General features: G+C 70.9%; 26 protein-coding genes. 11 read left to right on the forward strand and 15 right to left on the reverse strand.

The genetic code is table 11. The features are described 5' to 3' along the window. Both adh and MFF54_RS22265 read left to right on the forward strand, forming a co-directional pair. Window positions 1–1,293 (forward strand): aldehyde dehydrogenase (adh, locus tag MFF54_RS22260; protein WP_238306447.1); only part of this gene is annotated, 1,293 nt, incomplete at its 5' end. 81 nt (window positions 1,294–1,374) lie between these two features. Then, window positions 1,375–1,800 carry a DUF779 domain-containing protein gene (locus MFF54_RS22265; RefSeq protein WP_238306448.1) on the forward strand — a complete coding sequence of 142 codons (426 nt, stop codon included), beginning with the start codon at window positions 1,375–1,377 and terminating at the stop codon, window positions 1,798–1,800. Window positions 1,801–1,810: 10 nt separating this feature from the next. On the opposite strand, the gene MFF54_RS22270 is transcribed toward MFF54_RS22265, so the two are convergent. The 6 genes from MFF54_RS22270 to gap form a co-directional block, all read right to left on the reverse strand. Then, a complete protein-coding gene (locus tag MFF54_RS22270) occupies window positions 1,811–2,839 on the reverse strand; it encodes a tetratricopeptide repeat protein (RefSeq protein ID WP_238306449.1) in 1,029 nt (342 codons plus the stop codon). Continuing rightward, entirely contained in the window at window positions 2,836–3,474 is a 639-nt protein-coding gene (locus MFF54_RS22275) for a thiamine phosphate synthase (RefSeq protein WP_238306450.1), read from the reverse strand. Before MFF54_RS22275 ends, MFF54_RS22270 begins: the two co-directional genes overlap by 4 nt. Before the next feature lie 5 nt (window positions 3,475–3,479). Further along, window positions 3,480–4,553 carry a class II fructose-bisphosphate aldolase gene (gene fba / locus MFF54_RS22280; protein WP_238306451.1) on the reverse strand — a complete coding sequence of 358 codons (1,074 nt, stop codon included), beginning with the start codon at window positions 4,551–4,553 and terminating at the stop codon, window positions 3,480–3,482. Between the two features lie 277 nt (window positions 4,554–4,830). Next, complete coding sequence (locus tag MFF54_RS22285) at window positions 4,831–6,033, reverse strand: phosphoglycerate kinase (RefSeq protein ID WP_238306452.1); 1,203 nt, start codon at window positions 6,031–6,033, stop codon at window positions 4,831–4,833. 23 nt (window positions 6,034–6,056) lie between these two features. Next, window positions 6,057–6,548 carry a hypothetical protein gene (locus MFF54_RS22290; RefSeq protein ID WP_238306453.1) on the reverse strand — a complete coding sequence of 164 codons (492 nt, stop codon included), beginning with the start codon at window positions 6,546–6,548 and terminating at the stop codon, window positions 6,057–6,059. A gap of 107 nt (window positions 6,549–6,655) precedes the next feature. Then, the gene (gene gap / locus MFF54_RS22295; RefSeq protein WP_238306454.1) at window positions 6,656–7,663 is read right to left on the reverse strand and encodes a type I glyceraldehyde-3-phosphate dehydrogenase; all 1,008 of its coding nucleotides are present in this window, start codon (window positions 7,661–7,663) and stop codon (window positions 6,656–6,658) included. A gap of 502 nt (window positions 7,664–8,165) precedes the next feature. Here gap and MFF54_RS22300 point away from each other — a divergent pair. From MFF54_RS22300 to MFF54_RS22310, 3 genes are all read left to right on the forward strand, one after another. Further along, window positions 8,166–8,510: a DUF4164 family protein gene (locus tag MFF54_RS22300; protein ID WP_238306455.1), complete on the forward strand. Its 345-nt coding sequence runs from the start codon at window positions 8,166–8,168 to the stop codon at window positions 8,508–8,510. Then, entirely contained in the window at window positions 8,510–8,884 is a 375-nt protein-coding gene (locus tag MFF54_RS22305; protein ID WP_238306456.1) for a cell division protein ZapA, read from the forward strand. The genes MFF54_RS22300 and MFF54_RS22305 overlap by 1 nt, the downstream gene beginning before the upstream one ends. 120 nt (window positions 8,885–9,004) lie before the next feature. Beyond that, entirely contained in the window at window positions 9,005–10,273 is a 1,269-nt protein-coding gene (locus MFF54_RS22310) for an L-dopachrome tautomerase-related protein (protein WP_238306457.1), read from the forward strand. Between the two features lie 39 nt (window positions 10,274–10,312). On the opposite strand, the gene MFF54_RS22315 is transcribed toward MFF54_RS22310, so the two are convergent. The 5 genes from MFF54_RS22315 to MFF54_RS22335 all read right to left on the reverse strand — a co-directional run bounded on the left by MFF54_RS22315 (window position 10,313) and on the right by MFF54_RS22335 (window position 15,571). After that, window positions 10,313–11,065: a TerC family protein gene (locus MFF54_RS22315; RefSeq protein WP_238306458.1), complete on the reverse strand. Its 753-nt coding sequence runs from the start codon at window positions 11,063–11,065 to the stop codon at window positions 10,313–10,315. Window positions 11,066–11,262: 197 nt separating this feature from the next. Continuing rightward, a complete protein-coding gene (locus MFF54_RS22320) occupies window positions 11,263–12,234 on the reverse strand; it encodes a tripartite tricarboxylate transporter substrate-binding protein (RefSeq protein ID WP_238306459.1) in 972 nt (323 codons plus the stop codon). Window positions 12,235–12,275: 41 nt separating this feature from the next. Next, on the reverse strand, window positions 12,276–13,781 hold the full coding sequence (locus tag MFF54_RS22325; protein WP_238306460.1) for a tripartite tricarboxylate transporter permease: 1,506 nt from the start codon (window positions 13,779–13,781) through the stop codon (window positions 12,276–12,278). A 13-nt stretch (window positions 13,782–13,794) separates the two neighbouring features. Next, the gene (locus MFF54_RS22330) at window positions 13,795–14,457 is read right to left on the reverse strand and encodes a tripartite tricarboxylate transporter TctB family protein (protein ID WP_238306461.1); all 663 of its coding nucleotides are present in this window, start codon (window positions 14,455–14,457) and stop codon (window positions 13,795–13,797) included. Window positions 14,458–14,581: 124 nt separating this feature from the next. Beyond that, window positions 14,582–15,571: a Bug family tripartite tricarboxylate transporter substrate binding protein gene (locus MFF54_RS22335; RefSeq protein ID WP_238306462.1), complete on the reverse strand. Its 990-nt coding sequence runs from the start codon at window positions 15,569–15,571 to the stop codon at window positions 14,582–14,584. Between the two features lie 246 nt (window positions 15,572–15,817). Between MFF54_RS22335 and MFF54_RS22340 the strand changes: the two genes are divergently transcribed. After that, window positions 15,818–17,989 (forward strand): malate synthase G, encoded by a 2,172-nt coding sequence (locus MFF54_RS22340; protein WP_238306463.1) that lies wholly within the window; start codon window positions 15,818–15,820, stop codon window positions 17,987–17,989. Between the two features lie 19 nt (window positions 17,990–18,008). On the opposite strand, the gene MFF54_RS22345 is transcribed toward MFF54_RS22340, so the two are convergent. Continuing rightward, window positions 18,009–19,238 carry a sensor domain-containing phosphodiesterase gene (locus tag MFF54_RS22345; RefSeq protein WP_283206310.1) on the reverse strand — a complete coding sequence of 410 codons (1,230 nt, stop codon included), beginning with the start codon at window positions 19,236–19,238 and terminating at the stop codon, window positions 18,009–18,011. 580 nt (window positions 19,239–19,818) lie between these two features. Here MFF54_RS22345 and MFF54_RS22350 point away from each other — a divergent pair. Further along, window positions 19,819–20,772 (forward strand): class I SAM-dependent methyltransferase, encoded by a 954-nt coding sequence (locus MFF54_RS22350; RefSeq protein WP_238306465.1) that lies wholly within the window; start codon window positions 19,819–19,821, stop codon window positions 20,770–20,772. A gap of 13 nt (window positions 20,773–20,785) precedes the next feature. Here the strand turns inward: MFF54_RS22350 and MFF54_RS22355 are convergent, their stop codons facing one another. Next, window positions 20,786–22,783 carry a putative bifunctional diguanylate cyclase/phosphodiesterase gene (locus tag MFF54_RS22355; protein ID WP_238306466.1) on the reverse strand — a complete coding sequence of 666 codons (1,998 nt, stop codon included), beginning with the start codon at window positions 22,781–22,783 and terminating at the stop codon, window positions 20,786–20,788. 141 nt (window positions 22,784–22,924) lie between these two features. Beyond that, entirely contained in the window at window positions 22,925–23,233 is a 309-nt protein-coding gene (locus MFF54_RS22360) for a DUF6894 family protein (RefSeq protein ID WP_238306467.1), read from the reverse strand. 400 nt (window positions 23,234–23,633) lie between these two features. Between MFF54_RS22360 and MFF54_RS22365 the strand changes: the two genes are divergently transcribed. The 4 genes from MFF54_RS22365 (at window position 23,634) to MFF54_RS22380 (ending at window position 26,432) form a co-directional block, all read left to right on the forward strand. Then, window positions 23,634–25,256 carry an ABC transporter substrate-binding protein gene (locus MFF54_RS22365; protein ID WP_238306468.1) on the forward strand — a complete coding sequence of 541 codons (1,623 nt, stop codon included), beginning with the start codon at window positions 23,634–23,636 and terminating at the stop codon, window positions 25,254–25,256. Window positions 25,257–25,377: 121 nt separating this feature from the next. Then, on the forward strand, window positions 25,378–25,833 hold the full coding sequence (locus MFF54_RS22370; RefSeq protein ID WP_238306469.1) for a GNAT family N-acetyltransferase: 456 nt from the start codon (window positions 25,378–25,380) through the stop codon (window positions 25,831–25,833). Between the two features lie 59 nt (window positions 25,834–25,892). Beyond that, the gene (locus MFF54_RS22375) at window positions 25,893–26,126 is read left to right on the forward strand and encodes a hypothetical protein (RefSeq protein ID WP_238306470.1); all 234 of its coding nucleotides are present in this window, start codon (window positions 25,893–25,895) and stop codon (window positions 26,124–26,126) included. Between the two features lie 51 nt (window positions 26,127–26,177). Then, a complete protein-coding gene (locus tag MFF54_RS22380) occupies window positions 26,178–26,432 on the forward strand; it encodes a hypothetical protein (protein WP_066919436.1) in 255 nt (84 codons plus the stop codon). Window positions 26,433–26,439: 7 nt separating this feature from the next. Here MFF54_RS22380 and MFF54_RS22385 read toward each other — a convergent pair. After that, the coding region (locus MFF54_RS22385) for a Holliday junction DNA helicase RuvB C-terminal domain-containing protein (protein WP_283206311.1) at window positions 26,440–26,651 on the reverse strand (212 nt) is incomplete at its 5' end.

Below are 26,651 nucleotides of genomic sequence, written 5' to 3' on the forward strand. Positions count from 1 at the left end.
CCGGCCGAGCGCGCCCGCATCCTCCTCAAGATCGCCGACCGGATGGAGGACAACCTCGACCTGATCGCGCTCGCCGAGACCTGGGACAACGGCAAGCCGATCCGCGAGACCACCGCGGCCGACATCCCGCTCGCCATCGACCACTGGCGCTACTTCGCCGGCTGCGTGCGGGCGCAGGAGGGCTCGATCTCCGAGATCGACCACGACACGGTGGCCTACCATTTCCACGAGCCGCTCGGCGTCGTCGGCCAGATCATCCCCTGGAACTTCCCGATCCTGATGGCGGTGTGGAAGCTGGCGCCCGCGCTCGCCGCCGGCAACTGCGTGGTGATCAAGCCCGCCGAGCAGACCCCGGCCTCGCTCCTAGTCCTGATGGAGGTGATCGGCGACCTGCTGCCGCCCGGTGTGGTGAACGTGGTCAACGGCTTCGGCCTGGAGGCCGGCAAGCCGCTCGCCTCCTCGCCCCGCATCGCCAAGATCGCCTTCACGGGTGAGACGACCACCGGCCGCCTCATCATGCAGTACGCCTCGCAGAACCTGATCCCCGTGACGCTGGAGCTCGGCGGCAAGTCGCCGAACATCTTCTTCGCGGACGTCGCCAACGAGGACGACGACTTCTTCGACAAGGCCCTCGAGGGCTTCACCATGTTCGCCCTCAACCAGGGCGAGGTCTGCACCTGCCCGAGCCGCGCGCTGGTGCACGAGTCGATCTACGACCGTTTCATCGAGCGCGCGGTCAAGCGCGTTGAGGCGATCACGCAGGGCTCGCCCCTCGACCCGGCGACCATGATCGGCGCCCAGGCCTCCTCGGAGCAGCTCGAGAAGATCCTCAGCTACGTCGACATCGGCAAGCAGGAAGGCGCCGAGTGCCTCACGGGCGGCGAGCGCAACGTGAAGGACGGCGAGTTCGCGGGCGGCTACTACATGAAGCCGACCGTGTTCCGCGGCCACAACAAGATGCGCATCTTCCAGGAGGAGATCTTCGGCCCGGTCCTGTCGGTCACGACCTTCAAGGACGACGCCGAGGCGCTCTCCATCGCCAATGACACGCTCTACGGCCTGGGCGCCGGCGTCTGGACCCGCGACGGGACCCGCGCCTACCGCTTCGGCCGCTCGATCCAGGCCGGCCGTGTCTGGACGAACTGCTACCACGCCTATCCGGCCCACGCGGCCTTCGGCGGCTACAAGCAGTCCGGCATCGGCCGCGAGACGCACAAGATGATGCTCGACCATTACCAGCAGACCAAGAACATGCTGGTCAGCTACTCGGCGAAGAAGCTCGGCTTCTTCTGAGACGAGACCCTCCCGAGAGGAACCTTGCCCCGGCCGTGAGGCCGGGGCCTTTTTGTTCGGTCAGCGCAGGCAGGATGACGCATGAGCGACGTGACGGACAGCAGGACGAACACCGCCGACCAAGCCGACGCGGCCGGCACGCCCCTGCGGGTGACCGCGACGCCCGCGGCGCTCGCGCTGATCGAGGAACTGCGGGCCGACCACGGCCCGGTGATGTTCCACCAGTCGGGCGGCTGCTGCGACGGCTCCTCGCCGATGTGCTACCCGGTCGGCGACTTCATGATCGGCGACGGGGACGTGCATCTGGGTCAGGTCGGCGGCGCGGATTTCTACATCTCGCACACGCAGTTCGCGGTCTGGAAGCACACCCACATCATCCTCGACGTGGTGCCGGGGCGCGGCGGCATGTTCTCGCTGGAGAACGGCCGCGAGAAGCGCTTCCACATCCGCTCGCGCCTGTTCACGGAGGCCGAGAACCAGGCGCTCGACGGGGCCTGTAGGCTGTAGGCGGCCCCGCTCAGCGCGCCTCGTTGCGAGCGGTCGCCTGCGCCTCGGCGCGCTTCCGCTCGTCGTTCGTCAGTCCCGAGAGGGTCTGATCGAGCCAGCCGTCCGACAGGCCCTGCTGGGCCGCCATCAGGTTCCAGGTCGCGGCTTCCAGCAGGTTCTTCTGAAGGCCGCGGCCGACCGCGTAGAGGCGGGCGACGCGGTTCTGCGCGATGGCATTGCCGCGCTGGGCCGCGTGCAGGAAGTAGCGGGCAGCCCGCGCCTCGTCCTTCGGCACGCCGTTGCCGTTGAACAGCAGGATCGCGAACTCGACCTCGCCGGCCAGATCCCCGTTGTCGGCCGCCCGGCGGAACCACTCGGCCGCCTGGGACGGGTCCTTCTGGACGCCGCGGCCCTGCAGGAAGAGCACACCGAGCGCGTGCTGGGCCGGGCCGATCTCGTTCTCGGCGGCCTTGCGCAGCAGGATCGCGGCGCGGGCCTCGTCCTCGGGTTTGCCGGTGCCGATCAGGATCAGCGCGAGGTTGTAGGCCGCCGTGGGCGAGCCCTTCTCGGCCGCGCTCTCCAGCCAGCGCCGGCCGGCCTTCGGGTCCTTCTGGACGCCGCGCCCGTCCATCGACATCAGCCCGAGCGAGGACATGGCGGCGGAATCGTTCAGGGCGGCGGCCAAGCGATACCACTCGGCGGCCTTCACCGGATCCTGCCGCACGCCGAGCCCCTGATTGTAGAGCTCGGCCAGCAGCGTCATCGCGGCCGCATCCTTTCGGTCGGCCTCGATGCGCTTGGTCGCCTCGCGGAAGGCGGTGACGTACTGGCCCTTCTGGTAGGCGCCGTATGCGAAGTCGGGCTGGCCGCCACCGCGCGGCTGCGCCCCGCCCGTGTAGTTCGGCGTGTAGGGGGTGGGCAGCTCGCGCATCGGCGGCTTCTTCGGCTCCTCCGTCGCCTTCGGCGTCAGGGCCGGGCTCGCGGGAGGCGTCTGGGCGGCCAGGGCGGGACGGCCCAGGCCGAGCGCGGCGGCGAGGACGAGCGCGGGGAGCCGCCTCATGCCGCGCCTCCCAGCGCCTCCTGCGCCCGGGCCACCCCCGCCGGATCGGCGAGCCAGAGCGCGCTCTCCAGGCCGACGAACTCGGCGCCCGTGGCGGCGTGGCCGGGGATCTCCTCGGCCGCGCAGGCGACCGCGATGCAGGGCGTCTCGAAGATCTCGGCCCACCACGCGGCGCGCGCGCGCACGCCCTCGGCGTCCGGCGCCTCGCCATCCGGGTAGAGACCGCCGAACATCAGGTAGTCGGCCCCGCCCTCCCCCGCATCCATCGCGGCGTGGCGCGTCTCGAACCCGCCGGTGCCGAGGATGCGGCCCTCGCGCAGGCGCTCGCGCAGGTCCTTGAGGCCCGCCGGCTTGTCGACGTGGACCCCGTCGGCGCCGCCGCGGGTGGCGACGCTGACGAGATCGCCCGCGAACCCGGGGCAGGCGACGACGAGCGCCGCCTCGTGCGCCTGCACCGCGGGCGCCACGCGCTTGACCAGCGCGGTCAGCGCCCGCTCGTCGGCAGGCGCCAGCCGCAGGATCACCGCGGCGACGTCACCGGCCGCGCAGGCCGCCTCGATGGCGGGCAGCAGCGCGTCGACGTCGGCCGCCGCCACGCGGTGCGGGGTGAGCAGGGCGAGGCGTTGCGCGCTCATGCCGGTCAGGCAGCCGCCTCGATCTTCGGATCGAGCGAACCGCTGGCGTAGCGCTTGGCCATCTCGGCAACCGAGATCGGGCGGATCTTCGAGCCCTGGCCGGCGGTGTTGAACTCCTCGAAGCGCTGGCGGCAGAGCTTGGTCATCGCCTCCATGGCGGGCTTCAGGTACTTGCGCGGATCGAATTCGGCCGGGTTCTCGGTCAGCACCTTCCGGATCTGGCCGGTCATCGCCATGCGGTTGTCGGTGTCGATGTTGATCTTGCGCACGCCGTGCTTGATGCCGCGCTGGATCTCCTCGACCGGCACGCCCCAGGTCGGCTTCATCTGGCCGCCGTAGCTGTTGATGATGTCCTGCAGGTCCTGCGGCACCGAGGAGGAGCCGTGCATGACGAGGTGGGTCGTCGGCAGGCGGCGATGGATCTCCTCGATCACGTTCATGGCGAGCACGTCGCCGTCCGGCTGGCGCGTGAACTTGTAGGCGCCGTGGCTGGTGCCCATGGCGACGGCCAGCGCGTCGACCTTCGTGGCGGCGACGAACTTCACCGCCTCGTCCGGGTCGGTGAGGAGCTGGTCGTGGCTGAGCGTGCCTTCCGCGCCGTGGCCGTCCTCAGCCTCGCCCTGGCCGCTCTCCAGCGAGCCGAGCACGCCGAGCTCGCCCTCGACCGAGACGCCGGCCCAGTGGGCCATCTTGGTGACGTTGCGGGTGATCTCGACGTTGTAATTGTAGTCGGCCGGGGTCTTGCCGTCGCTTTTGAGCGATCCGTCCATCATCACCGAGGTGAAGCCGTACTGGATCGCGGTGGCGCAGGTGGCCTCGTTGTTCCCGTGGTCGAGGTGCATGCACACCGGGATGTGCGGGTAGATCTCGACGAGGCCGTCGATGAGCTTGGCCAGCACGACGTCGTTGGCGTAGGCGCGCGCGCCCCGGCTCGCCTGCAGGATGACCGGCGAGTCGGTTGCGTCGGCCGCCGCCATGATGGCGAGCCCCTGCTCCATGTTGTTCAGGTTGAACGCGGGCACGCCGTAGCCGTACTCGGCGGCGTGATCGAGGAGCTGCCGGAGGGTGATGCGTGCCATGGTTCGATCCTCGTCCGATGCGGCCCTGAGCAGGCCTGTCCCTTGTGGGGCCTATATAGGCGCCGCCGCGCCGCGAGCCCGTGCGGAGCTGTGAAAAACTTGGGCGTGTGTGTCAGCCCGCGCTCCTCCCCCTCCGAGGAGCAGGGCGATCGCCTCTGGCGGTCCGGTACGCTCCGCCGTCATTCCGGGGCGCCGCAGGCGAGCCCGCGATGACGGGGTGGAAGCGGATCACGTCCCCTTGGACCCTCCGCTTGGCGGTGTACGGAACGCGTCGCGCTCAGCCCTTCGCCCGCAGCGCCTCGACGCCCGGCAGTTCCTTGCCCTCCAGCCATTCGAGGAAGGCGCCGCCCGCCGTCGAGACGTAGGAGAAGGCCTCGCCCGCCCCCGCGTGGTTGAGGGCCGCGACCGTGTCGCCGCCGCCCGCCACCGAGACGAGCTGCCCGGCCTTCGTGCGCTCGGCCGCGTGACGGGCCGCAGCGACGGTGGCGGCATCGAAGGGCGTCAGCTCGAAGGCGCCGAGCGGGCCGTTCCAGACGAGGGTCGCGGCCTGGTCGATCGCCGCCTCGATCTCGGCGACCGAGGCCGGGCCGGCATCGAGGATCATCGCGTCCTCCGGCACCGCGTCGACCGAGACCGTCTCGTTGGCGGCGTTGGCCTCGAACGCGCGCGCGATGACGGCGTCGACCGGCAGGATCACCCGGCACTTGGCGGCCTCGGCCGCCTGGAGGATCCGGGTCGCGGTCTCGGCGAGATCCCGCTCGCAGAGCGACTTGCCGACAGCCTTGCCCTGCGCGTGCAGGAAGGTGTTGGCCATGCCGCCGCCGATCACCAGCATGTCGACCTTGGCGACGAGGTTCTGCAGCAGGTCGATCTTCGACGAGACCTTGGCGCCGCCCACGATGGCGATGACCGGGCGCTTCGGCGCCTCGAGACCCTTGGTGAGCGCGTCGAGCTCGGCCTGCATCAGGCGGCCGGCGAAGGCCGGCAGCTTGTGGGCCAGCCCCTCGGTCGAAGCATGGGCGCGGTGGGCCGCCGAGAAGGCCTCGTTGACGTAGACGTCGCCGTTCTCGGCGAGCGCCGCGACGAAGGCCGGATCGTTCTTCTCCTCGCCCGTGTGGTAACGGGTGTTCTCGAGGAGTAGCACGTCGCCGTCCTTCAGGCCTGAGACGGCGGCCGCGGCCGCCTCGCCCACGCAGTCCTCGGCGAAGGCGACCGGGCGGCCGAGCGCCGCGCTGAGGGCCGGCACCACCGGCTCCAGCGAGTCCTTCGGCTCGCGCTTGCCCTTCGGGCGTCCGAAATGCGCGAGCAGGATCACCCGCCCGCCCTGGTCGGCGATCTCCCGGATGGTCGGCACCACGCGCTCGATCCGGGTCGCGTCGGTGACGCGCCCGTTCTCCATCGGCACGTTCACGTCGACGCGCAGGAGGACGCGCTTGCCCTGAAGGGATCCGGCGTCGTCGAGGGTGCGGAAGGCGGTCATGCGGGCTCGCGTCTGGAGAGAGGTTACTGCGCGGTGGTCGGGGCGGCGCGCGGCGGCAGCAGGGAATCGAGGTTGAGGCGCTGCACGGCGACCATCAGCACCACGGTGAGCACCGCGGTGATGATGGCGGTGAGCACGAGCGCGCCGGTGCCCGGCAGGCGCCGGGTCCGGTCGGTGAGGCCCCGCACCTCGTTGCGCAGGGCCGCGAGGTCGGACTGGCGGGCCGCCTCGTTCATCCGGGTCGCGGCGTTCTCCATCTTGTCCTCGACGCGCGAGAGCAGCGCCTCGGAGCGGGCGTACTTGTCCTCGATGCGCGAGCACTTGTCCTCGATCCGGGCGAGCTGGTCGAAGAGGTGGCCGGCGGGAACGAGCGTCGGCGCGGCACCCTGGGCGGGCTTCGCCGGAGCGGCGGCCGGAGCGGCGGGCTGCGGCGGCGCGGCGGGAACCGGGGTCGGCGCCGCATTGGGCGGGATGAAGCCCGTCTCGGGCGTCTTCGTCGGCGCGGCGTCGGTCATCGGGGCCATCCTGCGTGTCGGGGGCGGGACCAGAGGCGGCAGCCGCCGTGACCCGGCGGCCGGACGGACGACCGCCCGCGCCCCACGGGGCGCGGGCGGAGCAGACGTCAGATCAGCTTGGCGAGCGCCACGGCCGTATCGGCCATGCGGTTCGAGAAGCCCCACTCGTTGTCGTACCAGGACAGGATGCGCACGAAGGTGCCGTCCATGACCTTGGTCTGGTCGAGGTGGAAGGTCGACGAGTGCGGGTCGTGGTTGAAGTCGATCGAGACGTTCGGCCGGTCGGTGACGCCGAGCACGCCCTTGAGCGGGCCGGCGGCGGCGGCCTTGATCGCGTCGTTGATCTCCTCGACGGTGGTCGCGCGCTTGGCCGTGAAGACGAGGTCGACCGCCGAGACGTTCGGGGTCGGCACGCGGATCGCGGTGCCGTCGAGCTTGCCCTTCAGCTCCGGCAGGACGAGGCCCACCGCCTTGGCGGCGCCCGTCGAGGTCGGGATCATCGAGAGCGCCGCGGCGCGCGCCCGGTACAGATCCTTGTGCATCTGGTCGAGCGAGGGCTGGTCGTTCGTGTAGGAGTGGATGGTCGTCATGAAGCCGCGCTCGATGCCGACCGTCTCGTTCAGCACCTTGGCGACCGGCGCGAGGCAGTTCGTGGTGCAGGAGGCGTTCGAGATCACGAGGTGATCCGCGGTCAGCTTGTCGTGGTTGACGCCGTAGACGACCGTGAGGTCGGCGCCGTCCGCGGGCGCGGACACGATGACGCGCTTGGCGCCCGCGTCGAGATGGGCCTTGGCCTTGTCCTTCGAGGTGAAGATGCCGGTGCACTCGAGGGCGATGTCGACGCCGAGATCCCGGTGCGGCAGCTCGGCCGGGTTGCGCACGGCCGTGACCTTGATGCGCTTGCCGTCGACGATCAGGAAGTCGCCGTCCACCGCGACCTCGCCCGGGTAGCGGCCGTGGACCGAGTCGTAGCGCAGCAGGTGCGCGTTGGTCTCCACGGGGCCGAGATCGTTGATGGCCACGACCTCGATGTCCTGGCGGCCGGCCTCGTGGATCGCGCGCAGCACGTTGCGGCCGATGCGGCCGAACCCGTTGATGGCAACCTTCACCGTCACGGCGTGATTCCTTCCTGATCGGGGGCGCCGCGGTTCGGGCGTCCGGGATATGCGTTGAGGGGGCGGGGGCTCTGGCGGCCCACCGTGCGCCGGACCGCTCTAGGGTCGTGCGGGCTGAACCGGGGATGAACCGTGGCCGTCGCGGCCTGGGCGCGGCCCGGCCCCGTCGCATCGGACCGCACCGGGCCGCCGGGGATCATCCGATCCGCGAACGACGCGCGCGTGGGCCAAGGGACTGTCACAGGTCGGGTTTCCGGCACGTTGCGGCTGCAGCCGCGGGCCCGGCGGGGCACGCGGCGGCTGTCTAACATGGGTCCCCGACCTGTCAAACGCGCGCCCGTGACAATCCAGGGTTACCCGCAGCCCCGAGGTGTTACCGGCGCCCGGATACCGGTGGGGATCGGGTGCGGGACGCGCGCGCCGGGCTGGAAATCCGCGCCGGCTTTGGGGACAACCGGTCTCGACACCGCTTCAGCCGCTCCGCACGCTTGCCCGGAACCCCATGACCGCCCCACCCCCCCAGCCCGGCGAGCCGGCAGCCCCATCCGTCGCCGGCGCGCTCGCCCGGCTCGGCACCGCGCTCGGTCGGCTGGAGGCCGTGGTGGCGCGACGGGTCGAGGCGGACGCGGCGCCCGACGACCGCGACACCGAGCTCGCCCTGATGGAGCAGGACCGCGCCCGGCTCGCCGCCGCCCTCGACGCCGCGACCGCCCGGCTGGCCGCGGTGGAAGCCGCGGCCGACGCGGTGGGGCAGCGCCTCGACCGGGCGATCGGCACGGTCGAGGGCGTGCTGGGACACGAGCAGGGTCAGGAACAGGGCTCCGAGCCCGAGGAGGCGCGGCGCTGATGCCCCAGGTCCAGGTCACCATCGACGGCAAGAGCTACCGCATGGCCTGCGGCGAGGGCGAGGAGGCGCACCTCACGGCGCTGGCCGAGGAGCTGGGCCAGCGGGTGGCCGAGATGCGCAAATCCTTCGGTGAGATCGGGGATATGCGCCTGCAGGTGATGGCCGCGCTCACCATCGCGGACGAGCTGGCCGAGGCCCGGCGCCGGCTGGCCGCGGCGGAGGCCGAGACCACCGCGCTCCGGGCCGAGACCGAGCGCCTCTCCGAGGCCCGCGCCGTGGAATCCGGTGAGCTCGCCGCTGGCGTGAGCGAGGCGGCGGCGCGGATCGAGCGCTTGGTCCAGGCGCTCGCGGGCTCGGAGGCGCGCGAGGCCTGAGCGGAGGGATCCGGTCCCGGGCGCGCCGCCGCGCCGCAGGCTTTTCTTGCCCTCCCCTGAAGCGCCTGGCCCTCTCGCGCGTTGGCGGGGCAGATCCTCCCATCGCGAGACCGAACGACCATGGCACTCCCGACGAACCGGGCCGGCGCATTGCCGGCCGCCTCCACCGGCCTCACGGCCGTCCTGCTGGCCTGCACGATCCTGGCCGGGTCCGCCGCCGCCCAAGGCACCCAAGACGCCCAAGACGCCCAGCCCGCACGGTCCGCCGCCGCCGCCGCGCCGGCCGCAAACGTGCAACTCACCCCCGTCGCGCGCTTCGAGCATCAGGTCACCGGCGTCACGGTCGCGAAGGACGGGCGCATCTTCGTGAACTTTCCGCGCTGGAGCGAGGACGCGCCGGTCTCGGTGGCCGAGCTGAAGGACGGCAAGCCGGTGCCCTATCCGGATGCCGACTGGAATGCCTGGCGCAACGCCAAGAAGGACATCGTCGATCCGAAGACCCATTTCGTCTGCGTGCAGAGCGTGGTGGCGGACGCCCAGGACCGGCTCTGGGTGGTGGACGCGGCGGCGCCCGCGATGGGTGCCGTGGTCAAGGACGGGCCGAAGCTCGTCGGGATCGACCTGAAGACCAATCAGGTGATCAAGACGATTCCCTTCGACACGAGCACGGTGCTGCAGGCCTCCTACATCAACGACGTGCGCATCGCGCCGGACGGCAAGACGGCCTATCTGACCGATTCCGGCGCCGAGGGTGCGCTGATCGTTGTCGATATCGACAGCGGATCGGCCAAGCGCGTGCTCTCGGGCCATGCCTCGACCATGCCGGACAAGAGCGTGACCGTGAGCTACGACGGCCAGCCCCTGCGCCGGCCCGACGGGCGCGGCGTGGAGTTCTCCGCCGACGGCATCGCGCTCTCGAAGGACGGCAAGACGCTGTACTGGCAGGCGATCAAGGGCAAGACACTCTACAGCCTGCCGACCGAGGCGCTCACCGGCTGGGCCACGGCCTCGGTGGTCCCCGAGATGCTCACCGACAGGACGCTCGGGGCCAAGATCGCCACGGTCGGCGAGAACGGGGTGGCGGACGGCCTGCTGATCGCCCGCAAGGACGGACGGATGTACGTGACTTCGCCGCAGGACAACGCCGTGAAGGTGCGCGATCTCTCGGGCACGAATGCGGGTCTGACCGTGCTGGTGCAGGACGAGCGCCTGCGCTGGCCCGACACCTTCAGCGAGGGCCCGGACGGCACGATCTACGTCACGACCTCGCACATTCAGGACTCGGCCGATTACAAGCCGGGCGCGCCGATCAGCCTGCCGACCGAGCTCTGGGCCCTGAAGCCCGCGGGCGTCGAGGCCACCGGCTCGACCGTAGCCCCGCCGCGCTGAGGGTCGGGGGAGCCGGTTCGCCGGCTCCCCGTTCAGGCGTCAGCCTCCGAGCACGTCCGCCTCGGCCCGGCCCACGGCCGCGGCCTGCTCGCGAGCGACCGCCCGGTCGCTGCGGCGGCGCAGCAGCATGCCGATCGCGATGACGAGCGCGGCGCAGAGCGCGGCGACACCGTAGTGGAAGGCGCCCTGAAGCGCGGCCGGCAGGGCCTCGGCCACGTGCTGGACGACGAGGCGGTCCGTGGCAATCATCTCGCCCGCGACCCAACCGAGCAGCGCGCCGCCGAACCAGATCAGCACCGGGAACCGGTCGATCGCCCGGGTGATCAGGCTGGCGCCGACGATGAGCAGCGGCACCGACAGGGCCAAGCCGATGATGAAGAGCTCGTCGTGGCCCTTGGCGGCGCCCGCGACCGCCACGACGTTGTCGAAGCTCATCACCGCGTCGGCCACCACGATCGTCCAGACGACCTTCGGCAGGCTCGCGCTCGTCTTGACGTGCTCCTCGCCCTCCTCCTCGCCGCGCACCAGCTTGACCGCGATGTGCAGCAGGATGAGGCCGCCCAGCACCTTCAGCAGCGGCACCGCGAGCAGCTGCGAGATGATGACCGCGAACAGGATGCGCAGGCCCGCCGCCGCGAAGGCGCCCAGGAACACGCCGATGCGGCGCTGGCGCTCCGGCAGGCCGCGGCAGGCCATCGCGATGACCACCGCATTGTCGCCCGACAGGATGATGTCGATCCAGATGATCTGCAGGAGCGACAACAGAAATGTCGAGGTCAGGTACTGTTCCACGGATGCGTTCCTTCTCTGCGCGCCCCCGGCGGGGAACTGGCCGCGCGTCTGCGCGGCCGCGGCCCGCGGTCCGAGCGCGTCGGACGGCGGCTGGTCTGGTCGCGGGCGCGCGGGGGCGACGCCCGACGGGACGCCTCACCGGTCTCCGCCCGCCGAGGGACCGCCCGCCTCGCGGCGGGCGATCCCGGACTCGGGTCCTACTGGTTGCTCTCGACCGCCGAGCGCAGAACCGGCGTCCAGCGGGCGACCTCGCTCTCCACCAGCTTCTGGAGCGCCGCCGGACCGCGCTCGTCGGCCTTCGGAATGTTCGAGCCAAGCTCGGTCAGGCGCTTCGTCGCGGTCGGGTCGTTCAGAGCTGCCTCCACGGCGGCCACGAGCTTGGCCTTCACGTCGGCGGGCAGGCCCTTCGGCGCGAAGACCGCGTTCCAGGCGCTGACCTCGTAGCCCGGCAGCCCCGCCTCCTTCGTGGTCGGCACGTCGGGCAGGCTCGGGGCGCGCTCGGGCGTGGCGATGGCGTAGGCCTTCACCGTGCCGCCCGCAACCTGCGGCCCGACATTGACGATCTGGTCGGCCATGAAGTCGACCTGCCCCGCCATCAGGTCGTTCATCGCCGGCCCGGTGCCCCGGTAGGTTACCAGCGTCGGCTTGATGCCGACCTGCGCGTCGAAGAGCACGCCGGTGGAGTGCGAGACCGAGCCGACGCCCGCATGCGCCTGGTTGATCTTCGGGCCGCCGGCCTTCACGGCCTCGATGAAGCCCTTGAAATCCTTAGCCGGGAAGTCCTTCTTGGCGACGATCAGGATCGGCACGCCGCCCAGGAAGCCGATCGGCTCGAAGCTCGTGGCCGGATCGTATTTGAGGCCCTTGAACAGGGCCGGCGCCGCGCCGTGCGTGCCCATATGGCCCACCATGATGGTGTAGCCGTCCGGGGCGGCCTGCGCGCCGCGGGTGATGCCGGTGGTGCCGCCCGCGCCGGTGACGTTCTCGACGACCACCTGCTGGCCGAGCGAGCGCGACATCGGCTCGGCGACGATGCGCGCCACCACGTCGGTCGGCCCGCCCGCCGCGAAGGGCACGATCATGGTGATCGGCCTCTGCGGATAGGTGTCGGCGGCGGCACCGAAACTCGTGAGCGCCGTCAGGACGCCGATCGCGATTGCCCGTCTCATGGTCACGTTTTCCCCTCTCGATGGCCCGATGGTTCGCAGCCTCAGGCTTCCGTAAAGACCTCGTCGCGGCTCTTGCGCATCGACGGCAGCAGGGCGGCGGCGATGATCGCGAAGGCGATCACGAACAGCACCGCGCTGATCGGACGCTCCAGGAAGATCATCAGGTCGCCTCGCGAGAGCGTGAGCGAGCGCCGCAGGTACTCTTCCATCAGCTTGCCGAGCACGAAGCCGAGGAGCAGCGGGGCCGGCTCGAAGCCGAACTTGATCAGCAGGTAGCCCATCAGCCCGAACACGCCGATCAGCATCACGTCGGTGGGCTGCGAGCCGATCGAGTAGATGCCGACCGAGCAGAACATCAGGATCGCCGGGAACATCAGCCGGTAGGGCACCTTCAGCAGGCGCACCCAGAGGCCGACGAGCGGCAGGTTGATGACGAGCAGCATCAGGTTGCCGATCCACATCGAGGCGATCATGCCCCAGAACAGGTTCGGGTTCTTGGTCATCACGCCCGGCCCCGGCACGATGCCGTGGATCGTCATCGCGCCGACCATCAGCGCCATCACGGCGTTCGGCGGGATGCCGAGCGTGAGCAGCGGGATGAAGGCGGTCTGCGCGCCCGCGTTGTTGGCGCTCTCCGGGCCCGCCACGCCCTCGATGGCGCCGCGGCCGAAGCGGGAGGGGTCTCGGGCGATCTTCTTCTCGATCGTGTAGGAGGCGAAGGGGCCGAGCACCGCGCCGTTGCCCGGCAGGATGCCGAGGATCGCGCCGATCGCCGTCCCGCGCAGGGTGGCGGGGGTGGCCTGCTTCAACTCCGCCACGCCGGGCAGCAGACGGCCGATCTGGGCCCGCACCACATCGCGGGTCTCGCTCTGGTCGAGGTTGCGCAGGATCTCGGCGATGCCGAACAGACCCATCGCCAGGACCGAGAAGTCGACGCCGTCGGTCAGGAAGGCGAAGCCGAAGGTCATGCGCTCCTGGCCCGTCTCGAGGTCGGTGCCGACCGAGGAGAGCAGGATGCCGACGAGGATCATCGCCACGGCCTTGAGCACCGAGCCGTGCGCCAGCACGACCGCGAAGGCGAGGCCCATCACCATCAGGGCGAAGTACTCGGCCGGGCCGAAGATCAGCGCGAGCCTGGTCAGCGGCGCGCCGAGCGCGGCGATGAGCACGGTCGCCACCGTGCCGGCGAAGAACGAGGCGATGGCCGCGGTACCGAGCGCGATGCCGCCCCGGCCCTGGCGGGCCATCTGGTGGCCGTCGAGGGTGGTGACGACCGAGGTCGCCTCGCCCGGGATGTTGACGAGGATCGCGGTGGTCGAGCCGCCGTACTGCGCGCCGTAATAGATGCCGGCCAGCATGATGAGCGCGCCGACCGGATCGAGCCCGAAGGTGATCGGCAGCAGCATCGCGATGGTGGCGATCGGCCCGACGCCCGGCAGGACGCCGATCAGCGTGCCGACGAGGCAGCCGAGGAAGCAGAGCGCGACGTTCTGGAGGCTGAGCGCGACGGCGAAGCCGAGGCCCAGATTGGACAGGAGGTCCGTCATGGCTGGGGCTCGCTCAGGTCGTCAGGGAGTGCTGGGCGACGTCGATCGGCTCGCGCTTAGCCGACCGGCGGTTCAGGAGGAGCAGGCCGAGCCCGAAGAGCGCCAGGATGCCGGCCGCGATCCGCAGCAGCGTGCGCGACGGGATCGTGCCGCTGAGTGCCTGGATCAGCGCGGTCGGCAGCATCGGGATAGGCAGGTTCAGAAGGTCGCCGAACAGCAGCATGCAGCCCGCCGTCAGGAGCAGCCCCAGGATCAGAAGCTCCGAGAGCCGCGCCTCGGGGCTGGCATAGCCCGCCACGAGCACCGCCAGCGGGCCGGCCACGGCGAGACCGAGACCCGGCGTGGTGACGCTGCCGAAGGCGAAGGGCCGGATCGTCACCGCGAAGAGCACGATCGCCAGCAGGACGACCACGGGTCCGCGCAGCGGCATGCCTTGCAGCGGCGCGCCCGCGCGCAGCAGGCCCGCCACGCAGAGCGCCGCGCCGCACAGGCCCACACCGATCGCCAGCCAGAAGGGCATCAGGCCCGGACCGATCGCGCCGAGCGTGCCGCGCGCGAGGTCGTCGCCCGCCCAGATCGCGAACAGCGCGAGCGCGATCAGTCCCAGTCCGGCCACGAAGCTCTGGGGTCCGCGCACGAACCCGCGCGCGCCCGAGCCACCTACAGGCTCACTCATGTGTCTCTCCCGAATCCGGCTCCGCCTTCACCCGGCGGTTCTTGTTGTTGGTTTTCCGTCGTTGGTTGATCGGTCGGCCTGCCGCGGCGCGCTCACGAGACACGCCGCGGGACCGGGCCGCCGCTCAGTCGGCCTGGATGCCGGCCTCGCGCACGACCGGGGTCCACTTGGCGGTCTCGGCCTTCACGTGCTCGCCCAGTTCCTCCGGAGTAGAGAGCTGGACCTTGGCGCTGAAGGTCTTCAGCCGCTCGACCAGGGCCGGGTCGGCGAGCGCCTTGCGGGCGGCCGCGTTGAGGGCGTCCACGATCGGCCGCGGCGTGCCGGGCGGCGCGAACAGGGCGTTCCAGGTGTAGGTCTCGTAGTTCGGCAGACCGGCTTCCGCGAGCGTCGGGACGTCGGGAAAGGAGGGCGCGCGCTCCTTCGTGGTCACGGCCAGTGCCCGCAGGGTGCCGGCCCGGATGAATTCCGAGGCCGAGGGCAGGTTGTCGAACTGGATCGGCACCTGCCCGGCCACCACGTCGTTGAGCGCCGGGCCGGAGCCGCGATAGGGGATGTGCTGCATCTGCACGCCGGCCATGCTCTTGAACAGCTCGCCCGAGAGGTGCAGCGGCGTGCCGATGCCGGAGGAGGCGTAGTTGTACTTCTTCGGGTCGGCCTTCAGCAGGGCGATCAGCTCCTGCACGTTCTTGGCCGGCAGGCTCGGGTTCACGATCAGCACGTTCGGCACGACCGCGAGCAGCGCGACGGGGGCGAAGTCCGTCACCGGGTCGTAGGGCTTGCGCTTGAGGATGAGCGGGTTCAGCGCGTGGGTCGCGACCGTGCCCATCAGGATGGTGTAGCCGTCCGGCTCCGCCTTCGCGACGCGCGCGGCCCCGACATTGCCGCCGGCCCCGACCACATTCTCGACGACCACCTGCTGACCCAGCACCTCCGACAGCTTCTGCGCGACGAGGCGCCCGACCACGTCGGTCGAGCCGCCGGCCGCGAAGGGCACGATCAGGGTGATCGGCCGGGTCGGATAGGCACCTTGCGCCCGCGCCGAGAGCGGGAGCGCGGCGGCAGCAGCAAGCCCCCCGGCCAGGATCGCGCGGCGCGAGGGTTGCAGGTGGGGCATTCGTGACCTCCCGAAATTGTTTGTGGCGAAGCTGGTACCGAAGCGCTAGCCTGCCAGCAAGCGCGGTGTTCAGCATCCTATGTGGGTCGCCATTTACGGCGGAGGAATATTGTCACGGCGCTGCTCCAGCAGTGGTGTGAGGCATTCCAGTTTGTGTCGCCACTTTCCCCCTGCTCCGCCTACCTGACGCCCCGTCCGCCTGATATCGACGCCGCCCATACGAACTGGGCCGCTGTGAGGACGGGTATGGATCGGGTGAATGTCGGCGGGCTCGCAGTGGCGCGGGTGCTCCACGATTTCGTCGTGGAGGAGGCGCTGCCGGGGACCGGAATCTCGCCGGAGGTGTTCTGGGGCGGCCTCGGCGCCGTGGTGCGCGACCTGACGCCGAAGAACCGCGCGCTGCTCGCCAAGCGCGACGCGCTCCAGGCCCAGATCGACGACTGGCACCGCGCGCGGGCCGGCAAGCCCGCGGATCCCGCCGCCTACGAGGCCTTCCTGCGCGAGATCGGCTACCTGCTGCCCGATCCCGGCCCGGTGCAAGTGGACACCCGCAACGTCGATGCCGAGATCGCCGAGATCGCCGGGCCTCAGCTCGTGGTGCCGGTCTCCAACGCCCGCTACGCGCTCAACGCCGCCAATGCCCGCTGGGGCTCGCTCTACGACGCGCTCTACGGCACCGACGCGGTCTCAGAGGAGGGCGGCGCGACCCGCGGCGGCGGCTACAACCGCACCCGGGGCGCCCGCGTGGTGACCCGCGCCCGCGCCTATCTCGACCGCACCGTGCCGCTGGCGGGCGGGCGCCACGCCGACGTGGTCACCTACGCGGTCGAGGACGGCCGGCTCGTCGCCAACCTGAACACCGGCGAGACCGTGCCGCTGGCGCGCCCCGAGACCTTCGCGGGCTATCGCGGCCGGGCGAGCATGCCCTCGGCCCTGCTGCTGCGCCACAACAACCTGCACATCGAGGTCGTCCTCGATCGCACCCACCGGATCGGCCGCTTCGATGCCTCGGGGGTTGCCGACATCCTGCTCGAATCCGCGGTCTCGACGATCATGGACCTCGAGGACTCGGTCGCGACGGTGGATGCCGACGACAAGGTCGTGGTCTACCGCAACTGGCTCGGCCTGATGAAGGGCACGCTGGCGACCACCTTCGAGAAGGACGGCCGCACGCAGGAGCGCCGCCTCAATCCGGACCGGCACTACATCGCGCCCGCGGGCGGCGAGGTGGTGGTGCCCGGCCGCTCCCTGATGCTGGTGCGCAATGTCGGCCACCACATGGACACCGACGCGGTGCTGGACGCGGACGGGAACGAGATCCCCGAGGGCATGCTCGACGCGGCCGTCACCGCGATGATCGCGATCCACGATCTCAAGGGCGATTCCGGCTTCCGCAACAGCCGCACCGGCTCGGTCTACATCGTCAAGCCGAAGATGCACGGCCCGGAGGAGGTCGCCTTCGCGGTCGAGCTGTTCGGCCGGGTCGAGGCGATGCTGGGGCTAGAGCCCGACACGCTGAAGATGGGCATCATGGACGAGGAGCGCCGCACCACGGTGAACCTCGCCGCCTGCATCAAGGCGGCGGCTTCCCGGGTGGTCTTCATCAACACTGGCTTCCTCGACCGCACCGGCGACGAGATCCACACCGCGATGGAGGCCGGCCCCGTCATCCGCAAGAACGACATGAAGGCGACCGCCTGGATCAAGGGCTACGAGGAGAACAACGTCGATGTCGGCCTCGCCTGCGGCCTGCTCGGCCGGGCGCAGATCGGCAAGGGCATGTGGGCGGCCCCCGATGCCATGGCCGACATGCTGATGCAGAAGGGGGCGCACCCGAAGGCCGGCGCCTCGACGGCCTGGGTCCCCTCCCCCACCGCCGCGACGCTGCACGCCCTGCACTATCACGAGACCGACGTGCGGGCGCGCCAGCTCGAACTCGCCCGCCGGCCCCGCTCCGCGCTCAGTGAGATCCTCGAGATCCCGCTCGCCCGCTCGAACTTCGCGCCCGACGACGTGCAGCAGGAGCTCGACAACAACGCGCAGGGCATCCTCGGCTACGTCGTGCGCTGGATCGACCAGGGGGTCGGCTGCTCCAAGGTGCCGGACATCCACGATGTCGGCCTGATGGAGGACCGCGCGACGCTCCGCATCTCCTCCCAGCACATCGCCAACTGGCTGCACCACGGCGTGGTCGACGAGGCGCAGGTGATGGAGACGCTCCGGCGGATGGCCAAGGTGGTCGATCGCCAGAACGCGGGCGACCCGCTCTACCGCCCGATGGCGCCGGACTTCGACGGCCCGGCCTTCCGGGCGGCCTGCGACCTCGTCCTCAAGGGCCGCGCGCAGCCGAACGGCTACACCGAGTGGGTCCTCACCGCTCGCCGCCGCGAGGCCAAGGCGGAGGGCCGGCCGGCCTGACCGGACCGGGCGGCGCGGCTCAGGCCGCGCCCAGCGCCGCCAGGGTCAGGGGCAGGGTGCAGGCCGCGTCGAGGGACTGCGGCCTGCCCAGCAGGTAGCCCTGCAGGCGGGTGACGCCGATCTCCTTCAGCACCGCGTACTCGGCCCAGGTCTCGACGCCCTCGGCCACCACCTCCGAGCCGATGCGCCGGCCGTAGATCGTCAGGGCGTCCGCGAGCGCGCGGCGGGCGGAATCCCGGTCGATCCCGGCGATGAGGCTGCGGTCGAGCTTGATCAGTTCCGGCGAGAGATCGAGCACGTGCCGGAAGGTGGCGTGGCCGGCCCCGACATCGTCGATGGCGAGTCGCAGGCCGCCCGCCCGCAGAGGCGCCAGGGCCGCGCGCAGGGCCGCGTAGCTGGGCACCTCGGCGTGCTCCGTCAGCTCGAGCACGATCCGCCCGAGCGGCGCCCCCGCGAAAGCGCGGGCGAAGGCCGGGCTCAGCACGCTCGACGGTGAGAGGTTGAGGGTGATCTTGATCGACGGGTCGAGCCGCTCCAGCCCCCGCAGGGCGAGCCCGACCGCCAGGAACTCCAAGTCCGCCAGCAGCCCGACCTCGGCGGCTTCCGCGAACCAGACGTCCGGCGCGCGCTCCGGCGCCGCGCGGAAGCGCGACAACGCCTCGAACGACATCAGGCGCCCGTCGCTCGTGCGGTAGACGGGCTGGTAGGCGATGTCGATGGCCTGGGTTTCCAGGATGCCGGCGATGCGGGCGCGCCGCGCCTCCAGGTCGAGGCTGGCGCGGCGCTCCTTCTGGAGCACGGCCGAGACGACGTCGGCGCAGAGCCGCAGCACGCCGAGGTCCCGCCCGGTGAGGGTGCGGTCCGGCGTGAAGCTGAAGCAGCACAGGGTGCCGTAAGCGGTCCCGTCGGCGTAGCGGAGTGGGACGCTCAGATGCGCGCCCACCGGGAGCGCCTCCGTTGCCGGGAGGCCGCGGGCGACCGGGTCCTCGCGGGCATCGTGCAGCAGCTCGGGCATGAGGCCGGCCGCCACGTAGTGGCAGAAGCTCTGCCGGAGCGGATCCGCCCCGCCGACCGTGATGGGATTGCGCAGCGTCTCGCCGTCCGTGAACCGGAACACACGATCGTTCTCGGTGAACTCGGAAATGAACCCGACATCCATCGCAAGATGTCTGCGCACCGCTCTCAGGATGTTTTGAACTTGCTCGCCCGACCCATTCGGGTTCGTATCCAGTATTGCACTAAGCGGCATAACACGCCTTGGGATCTAATATATTCTGGAAAAAACAACTCTCGAGATCGCCAAAGCAATCTCCGAGCACCTGACCGGCGCTCGACAGTGAGAACGCATGCCCTGCTCGGAATCAAGCCCTACCCCACACGTCGCGACCCGGATCATTCTGACCTGCGACACCGTGGCCCAGCGCCGTGTCCGACATCGGCGGCCGCGGTTGCGACGGCCCCTGCCCGCACGCGTCCTGGGCCAGCGCGGACAGGCTGCACAGCGAGGGTGTGAACAACTGTAGGTTTTGGTGGACAACACCTTTGCAGAACCGACGCAACCCTACGCATCCCCGTCGGACTCCGATTACCTCGTGGACGGGGCAAGAACGAGCGTATCCGGCCGCCTTCAAGGAGTCGGGTCGCTCATTGGATGCAAAAAGATGCGTATCTATCCCGCACGTCTTCTGCGCTCTAGGCATGCGCGTGCGACCACATCCGCTCGGATCTGGCCGAAACCTTCCGAAACGATCGAGATCGGCAGGAATATCACGCTTCCCGCTCCGGCCGACGCTTCGCCACCGCCTCTGACCGAGGCCCAGCGGCAACTCATGGTCCGCGTCGCCACGCACCTCGACGCGATCGCGGCCGAGCTCGCAGCGTCGGACGGCGCCGAGGCACATGCGCGCCTCGCGGATCGGACGATCGAGACCCTGCGCGATATCCGGGACGCGGCGGGACCGGGGGACTGGGCCGCCGCAGCCGTACCGGCGGTGCGGTCCCACCCGATCGGGGCGCTGATGCAGGACTGCCCGCTGACCCGCCACGCCTTCGCGCGGCCGCGCGGCTATCCGGGCGATGCGGGCCTGCTCGACCTGATCTACCACCACCCCGACGCGGGCGACGCGGTGGCGGCCGCGGGCGCGGCCGGCCGGGCGGCCTACGCGGTCACGGCCGGGACGGCGCCCTGCGCCGCGGTGCGGGAGCGTCGGCGCATCCTGGCCGCGGCGATCGACCGAGCCGCGGCGGAGCGGCCCGGCGCCGCCGTGCTGGCGGTCGCCTGCGGGCACCTGCGCGAGGCCGAGATCAGCGCGGCGCTTCGCGCCGGCCGCGTCGGCCGCCTGCTCGCGACCGATCAGGACCGGGTGAGCCTCGCGCTGGTGGCCGAGCAGGCCCACAAGCTCTCGCCGGCCATCGCGACGCGCCGGCTCAGCGTGCGGGACTTCATCGCCGCCAAGGCGACGACGGAGGCCGAGATCGGGCGCTTCGACCTCGTCTACGCGGCAGGCCTCTACGACTACCTCGACGAGCGCATCGCGGCGCGGCTGACCCGCAAACTCTTCGGGCTGTTGCGCCCGGGCGGCCGGCTCCTCATCGGCAACTTCCTCACGGGCCTGCGCGAGGAGGCCTACATGGACGCCGTGATGGACTGGCAGCTCCTCTACCGCACCGAGGCGCAGATTCGGGCCTTCGCGGCCGAGATCTCGGAGGTGGATCTCGCGGGCATCCATTATGCCGCGGATTCGGGGGCCTGCGTCGGCTACCTGGAACTGGAGCGGGCCTGAGGGGGACGCCGCGTCAGGCCGAGAGCGAGCGGGCGGGTGCCTCCTCCCGCTCGCGCAGGAAGGCGCGCAGCGCCTCGATCGGCATCGGCCTGCCGAGGCGGAAGCCCTGCAGCATGTCGACCGGCCGCGCGGCCAGGAAGGCGCGCTGGCCGTCGGTCTCGACGCCCTCGACCACGGTGGCCGGACCGGCGTTGCGCACGAGACCGAGGATGTCCTCCAGCATCCGGGCGCCCTGCGGGGTCTCGGCGGCGTACAGGAAGGAGCGGTCGATCTTGACGACGTCGAAGGGCAGGCTGCGCAGGCAGGATAGCCCGGCGAAGCCCGTGCCGAAATCGTCGAGCCAGAGCTTCACCCCGAGGTCGCGGAGTTCCGCCAGCCCCTGCATCACGGCCTCCTGGGTCTCAATCTCGTGCCCCTCTGTCACCTCCACGGCGAGGCGGCCAGCCGCAATGCCGGTCTCGGCCAGGATGCCCGCCACCGCGAGCGCGAAGCCCGGCACCCGGAACTGCGCCGCCGAGACGTTGACGCTGACCCGCTTCAGCCCAGCCCCGGTGAGCGCCTCGCGGCAGGCCGTGCGCACCGCCCACTTGCCGAGTTCGACGATGGCGCCGGTGCGCTCGGCCACCGGGATGAAGACGGCCGGCGAGACCGGCGCGCCATCGGGAGCGGTCAGCCGCATCAGGGCCTCGGCGGCCACCACCGCACCGGTGCGCGCGTCGAGGATCGGCTGGTAGACGAGGGAGACCCGGTCCTGCGCGAGCGCGGTGCGGACGAGGTCGGCCACGCTCTCGTAGAGGCCGAGCTGCCCCGGATCGTCCCGGTCGAACACCCGCACGCAGTTCCGGTCGCTCGCCTTGGCGGCGTAGAGGGCGCGGTCGGCCTCAGTCACGAGTCGCTCGACCTTGTTGCCCGCGACATCCGCGCTGAAGGCGGCGCCGACGCTGACGGTGATCGTCTCGGAGCGGTCCGGGCGCTGGCAGTGGGGGAGGCGCAAGGTCTCGATCGCGGCGCGGATCGCCTCGGCGATCCCGACCATCTGCCGGCGGCTCTCGCAGCGGGCCAGCACGATGAACTCCTCGCCACCGAATCGGCCGACGATACAGCCCCGCGCGGCCGCGACGCGCTCCAGCGCGGCGGCGACCGCGACGAGGCAGCGGTCGCCCTCCTGGTGCCCGTAATGGTCGTTGAAGAGCTTGAAATAGTCGATGTCGATCAGGACGACGCCGAAGCCGTGCCCGCGCGCCTGCCACGCCTCCCAGTGGGCGCGCAGGGCCTCGTCGATCGCCCGGCGGTTGGCGAGCCCCGTCATCGCGTCGGTCGTGGAGAGGCGCAGCAGCGCCGCGCCGCGCTCGACCACCTCCTGCTGCTGCAGCTCGGCCCGCACCGCGTTGAGGAAGACCCGGTAGCGCTCCCGGTTGAGCTTCCAGTTGACGTAGAGCGTCAGCACAAAGGTCGAGAGGTAGAGCGTGCCGACTGCGACCGCGTACTCGTAGCTCACCGGGAACACCGTCGCGAGAGCGCCCAGGAAGCTTGCCGCGATCACGCCGGAGGTGGCCAGCGCCAGCCGGAAACCGAAATTGAAGAACAGGTTCGAGACCATCATGAAGATGATCCCGAAGATCATGTAGTACGATGCGCTGAGATGCTGATGGCTGTAGCTGGACAGCCAGAGCCAGACCCCGTAGCCGACGACCACCGCGGCCGCGCATTGCCGGTCGATCACTGGCAGCGGCACACTCCGCCCGATCTGGATCTCCATGCCGGCGATGAAGCCGAGACCGATCACGAGGCGTGCGGCCGCCGTATAGGGCAGCACGTCGCCGATCAGCACCGCGTCGGTGACCGCGAACAGCATGTAGAGCAGGCCGACGATCCAGGCGGCGAGCCGCACGTCCTGCCGCTGTGCCTCGCCCAGGCGCTCGACATAGAGCGCGCGCAGGGAGGCCGAGCGCGGCTCGTGCCAGCGTTTGGTGAGTTCGCCGTCGATCTGGGCCGCAAGGCTGGGCTGCATGCTGTGATCCGTCTGCACGCTCCGATTGAGGGGCGGCGAGCTTTCGGAAGGGTGAAACCCATGCCGAAAGTTGCAGACGTCGGGGCACTCGCCCCCAGCCATTTGGGGCCGCAGCTTGGGGCGACAGCCTGCCGCAGCCCCTCAGTGCACGGAGGGCCGGCTCCGCGCGGCGCGGCCGCGCCCCGATCCGCGGGGGCGCTTGCGGGCCGGCGGGGCGTCGGGCTCAAGCTCGGTGAACGGCACGGTGAAGAGCGGCCGGTGCTCGGCGTCCTGCACGCTGAAGCGGTAGCGGGTCAGCTGCGGGTTGCGGGCGCAGTCCGCGTGCGAGGTGAAGCCCGCACCGTGGCGCGCCGTCTCGAGGGCCGCCGCATCGTCGGCACAGTCGAGGCCCTGGTAGTCGAGGCAGACGAGGCCGGAACCGGACCGGACGTCGAAGAAGTACCGTGGCATGGAGCGCTCCCTCCTGGCCCCCGGGCGGGTCGGTTTCTGCTGCCGGTTCCCGCGGGGAAGCACTGTGCCCGCCTCCCGACCCGCTGTCACGCCGCAGCGCGGAAGGCGACCGCCCACGGTTCTTCGCCCAATTTCTGAGGTCGAGACCAAGCAAAGCCCCAGATCTGTGCCGCGCCGCGTCCGTTCCGTGCTCCCCGGCGCGCCGGATCCATCGGGTACTTCACTCCGAGCACCCGACGAATGCGTCTCGATCCGCCACCTGAACTGCGTCTTTGCTCAGGCTTCATCCGAAGCTTGGCAGTCATGGCCCGCTTCTTGCTGATCGGTCGCGGGCTTTCACTGGCAGCGCCTGGCCGCAGAGCCCCGGCCCCACGCATTTGCCCCCACACGAGAGATCCTGATGCACCGCACGCCGCTGACACGCCGATCGGTCCTGGCCGGGGGCGCCGCCCTCGCCGCCCTGGGCCCGACCGGCAGCCTGCTCGCCCAGTCGGGCAGCCCGTCCGGCAGCCTGACCTACGGCATCTCGATGACCGACCTGCCGCTCACCACCGGCCAGCCGGACCGGGGCGCGGGCGGCTACCAGTTCACGGGGCTCACCCTCTACGATCCGCTGGTGGCCTGGGAACTCGACGTCGCCGACCGGCCGGGCAAGATGGTGCCGGGCCTGGCGACCAGCTGGGAGAGCGACCCGGCGGACCGGAAGAACTGGATCTTCCGCCTACGCGAGGGCGTGACCTTTCACGACGGCTCGCCCTTCGACGCCGACGCGGTGATCTGGAACTTCGACAAGGTGCTCAACAAGGAGGCACCGCATTTCGACCAGCGCCAGGCGGCGCAGGTGCGCCCGCGCCTGCCGGGCGTGGCGAGCTACAGGAAGCTCGACGCCTCGACCGTGCAGGTGACGACGAAAAGCGTCGACAGCCTGTTCCCGTACCAGATGCTCTGGTTCCTGATCTCCTCGCCCGCGCAGTACGAGAAGGTCGGGCGCGACTGGGCGAAGTTCGCTTTCCAGCCCTCGGGCACCGGCCCCTATAAGCTCGCGGGCCTCACGCCGCGGGTGCGGGCCGAGTTCGTGCCGAACGAGCGCTACTGGAACCCGAAGCGCATGCCGAAGCTCGCCCGGCTGACGCTCGCCTGCGTGCCGGAGGATCTGGCCCGGGTGAACGCGCTGCTCTCGGGCAACGTCGACCTGATCGAGCTGCCCGCCCCCGACGCGGTGCCGCGCCTCAAGGCCGCCGGCATGCGGGTGGTGGGCAACGACACGCCGCATGTCTGGAACTACCACCTCTCGATGGTCGAGGGCTCGCCCTGGCGGGATCTGCGCCTGCGCCGCGCCGCCAACCTCGCGGTCGACCGCGAGGGCGTGGTGCAGCTGATGGGCGGTCTCGCCGCGCCGGCTCTCGGCCAGGTGCAGCCGTCGAGCCCGTGGTTCGGCAAGCCGAGCTTCCAGATCCGGACCGACATGGACGAGGCCCGCAAGCTCGTCGAGGCGGCGGGCTACTCGGTGAAGAACCCGCTCAAGACCACCTTCGTCATCCCGACAGGCGGCACCGGACAGATGCTCAGCTTGCCGATCAACGAGTTCATACAGCAGAGCTGGGCCGAGGTCGGGATCCAGGTGGCGTTCCGCACCGTGGAGTTGGAGGTGGCCTATACGGGCTGGCGCCAGGGCGCCTCGGATCCGAGCCTGAAGGACGTCTCGGGCGGCAACATCGCCTACGTCACCTCCGACCCGTTCTACGCGATGCTGCGCTTCTACGATTCGCGCCAGATCTCGCCGAACGGCGTGAACTGGAGCCACTACCGCAACGCCGAGGTCGACGCGCTCTGCGACAAGATCCGCAACAGCCTCGACACGGCCGAGCAGGACCGGCTGCTCGCCCGGATGCACGAGATCGTGGTCGACGACGCGGTGCAGGTCTGGGTCGTGCACGACACCAACCCGCACGCCCTCTCACCGCGTGTGAAGGGCTATACCCAGGCCCAACACTGGTTCCAGGACCTCACGACGCTGGCCTGATCGTCGGGGAGTCCCGGAGAGCGAAAGCCCTTCGGCGGGGTCTCGGGGTCGGACCCCGAGCCTTGACCCGGCCGGACGTTTGCGCCCAACGAAGGCGCCCTTGGTCCGCCGGAGCGCCGCCATGAGCAACCGCTACGGCCTGGAGATCCGCTCGGCCGCCCCGGCCGACGCCGCCGGACTCGCCGCGCTGCTCGATTCCTGCGGCATCGCGATCGCACCACGCGCGCTCGCCGAGCGGATCGAGACCCTGCGCCAGGATCGCGGCGTTGCGCTCCTCGCCCTCGCCTGGGGGCCGCCGAGCGGTCTCATCGTGCTGCACTGGCACGCGACCCTCGTGGACGCGCACCCGGTCGCGACCGTCAGCACCCTGGCGGTCGCGACCGACGAGCGCCGCCAGGGCATCGGCCGCCTGCTGCTCAAGGCCGGCGCGCAGGCGGCGCGCGCCGCCGGCTGCGGCGTGCTGCGCCTCGACGCCGGACCGGACCCGGAGGCCGCGAGCCTGCGCGGCTTCTGCGCCGCGACCGGCTTCACGGACATTGCCGCGCGCTACGAGCGCCCGCTGCGGAAGCGAAGCTGACGGGCTGCGGCATCGCGGCCCGGGGCAGAACTCGCGGCCGGCCCGCTCGTTCTCGCACCATGTCCGAGCCGAATCCCGATCCCATCGTCGCGGCGCGCCACCGCGAACTGGCCGTCGAGCACCTGCTCTTCGGCACGCTCCAGTTTCTCGCCGCGCGCGATCCCGCCCTGCTCGATGCGCTGGAGGGCAGCCTCGATCATCTCTGGGACAAGGCCGAGGACGCGAGCCGCGACGACGAGGCGGTGCGCGGGGTCGCCCGGCGATTCATCCGCAGCCTGCGACGCGAGCGTTGAGCTGGATGCAGCCGATCGCGTAGAGCGAGCGCATCCGTCGAGATCTCTCCCATGACCCTCAAGACGACCTTCGTGGTGCAGACCTTCGTGATGAAGCGCAACCGCCTGACGCCGGGCGACCGCGAGGTCACCGGCACCGAGAGCGGGGCTCTCAAGAAGGCGCAGGCCATGGCCGCGCGCCTGCCCGGCACGGCGGCCCTGCGGGTGGTCGCCGACGACGAGACCGGCGAGGTCGAGAGCATCGCGATCCTCGAGAGCTTCGGCGCGGTGCCCGACGATTTCGCCGACAGCCTGGTGGGCGGGTAGGCGCGGCTCAGACCTCCGCCGCTTCCGGGGCGATTTCCCTGCTCGGGACGGCCAGACCCATGTGGCGGAAGGCCTGCGGGGTGAGGACGCGTCCGCGGGGCGTGCGCTGCACGAAGCCCTGCTGGATCAGGTAGGGCTCGATGATGTCCTCGATCGCGTCGCGCGGCTCGGACAGCGCCGCGGCGATCGTCTCGATGCCCACCGGCCCGCCCCCGAACG

The organism is Methylobacterium gregans (genome assembly GCF_022179245.1).
Lineage (GTDB): Bacteria > Pseudomonadota > Alphaproteobacteria > Rhizobiales > Beijerinckiaceae > Methylobacterium > Methylobacterium gregans.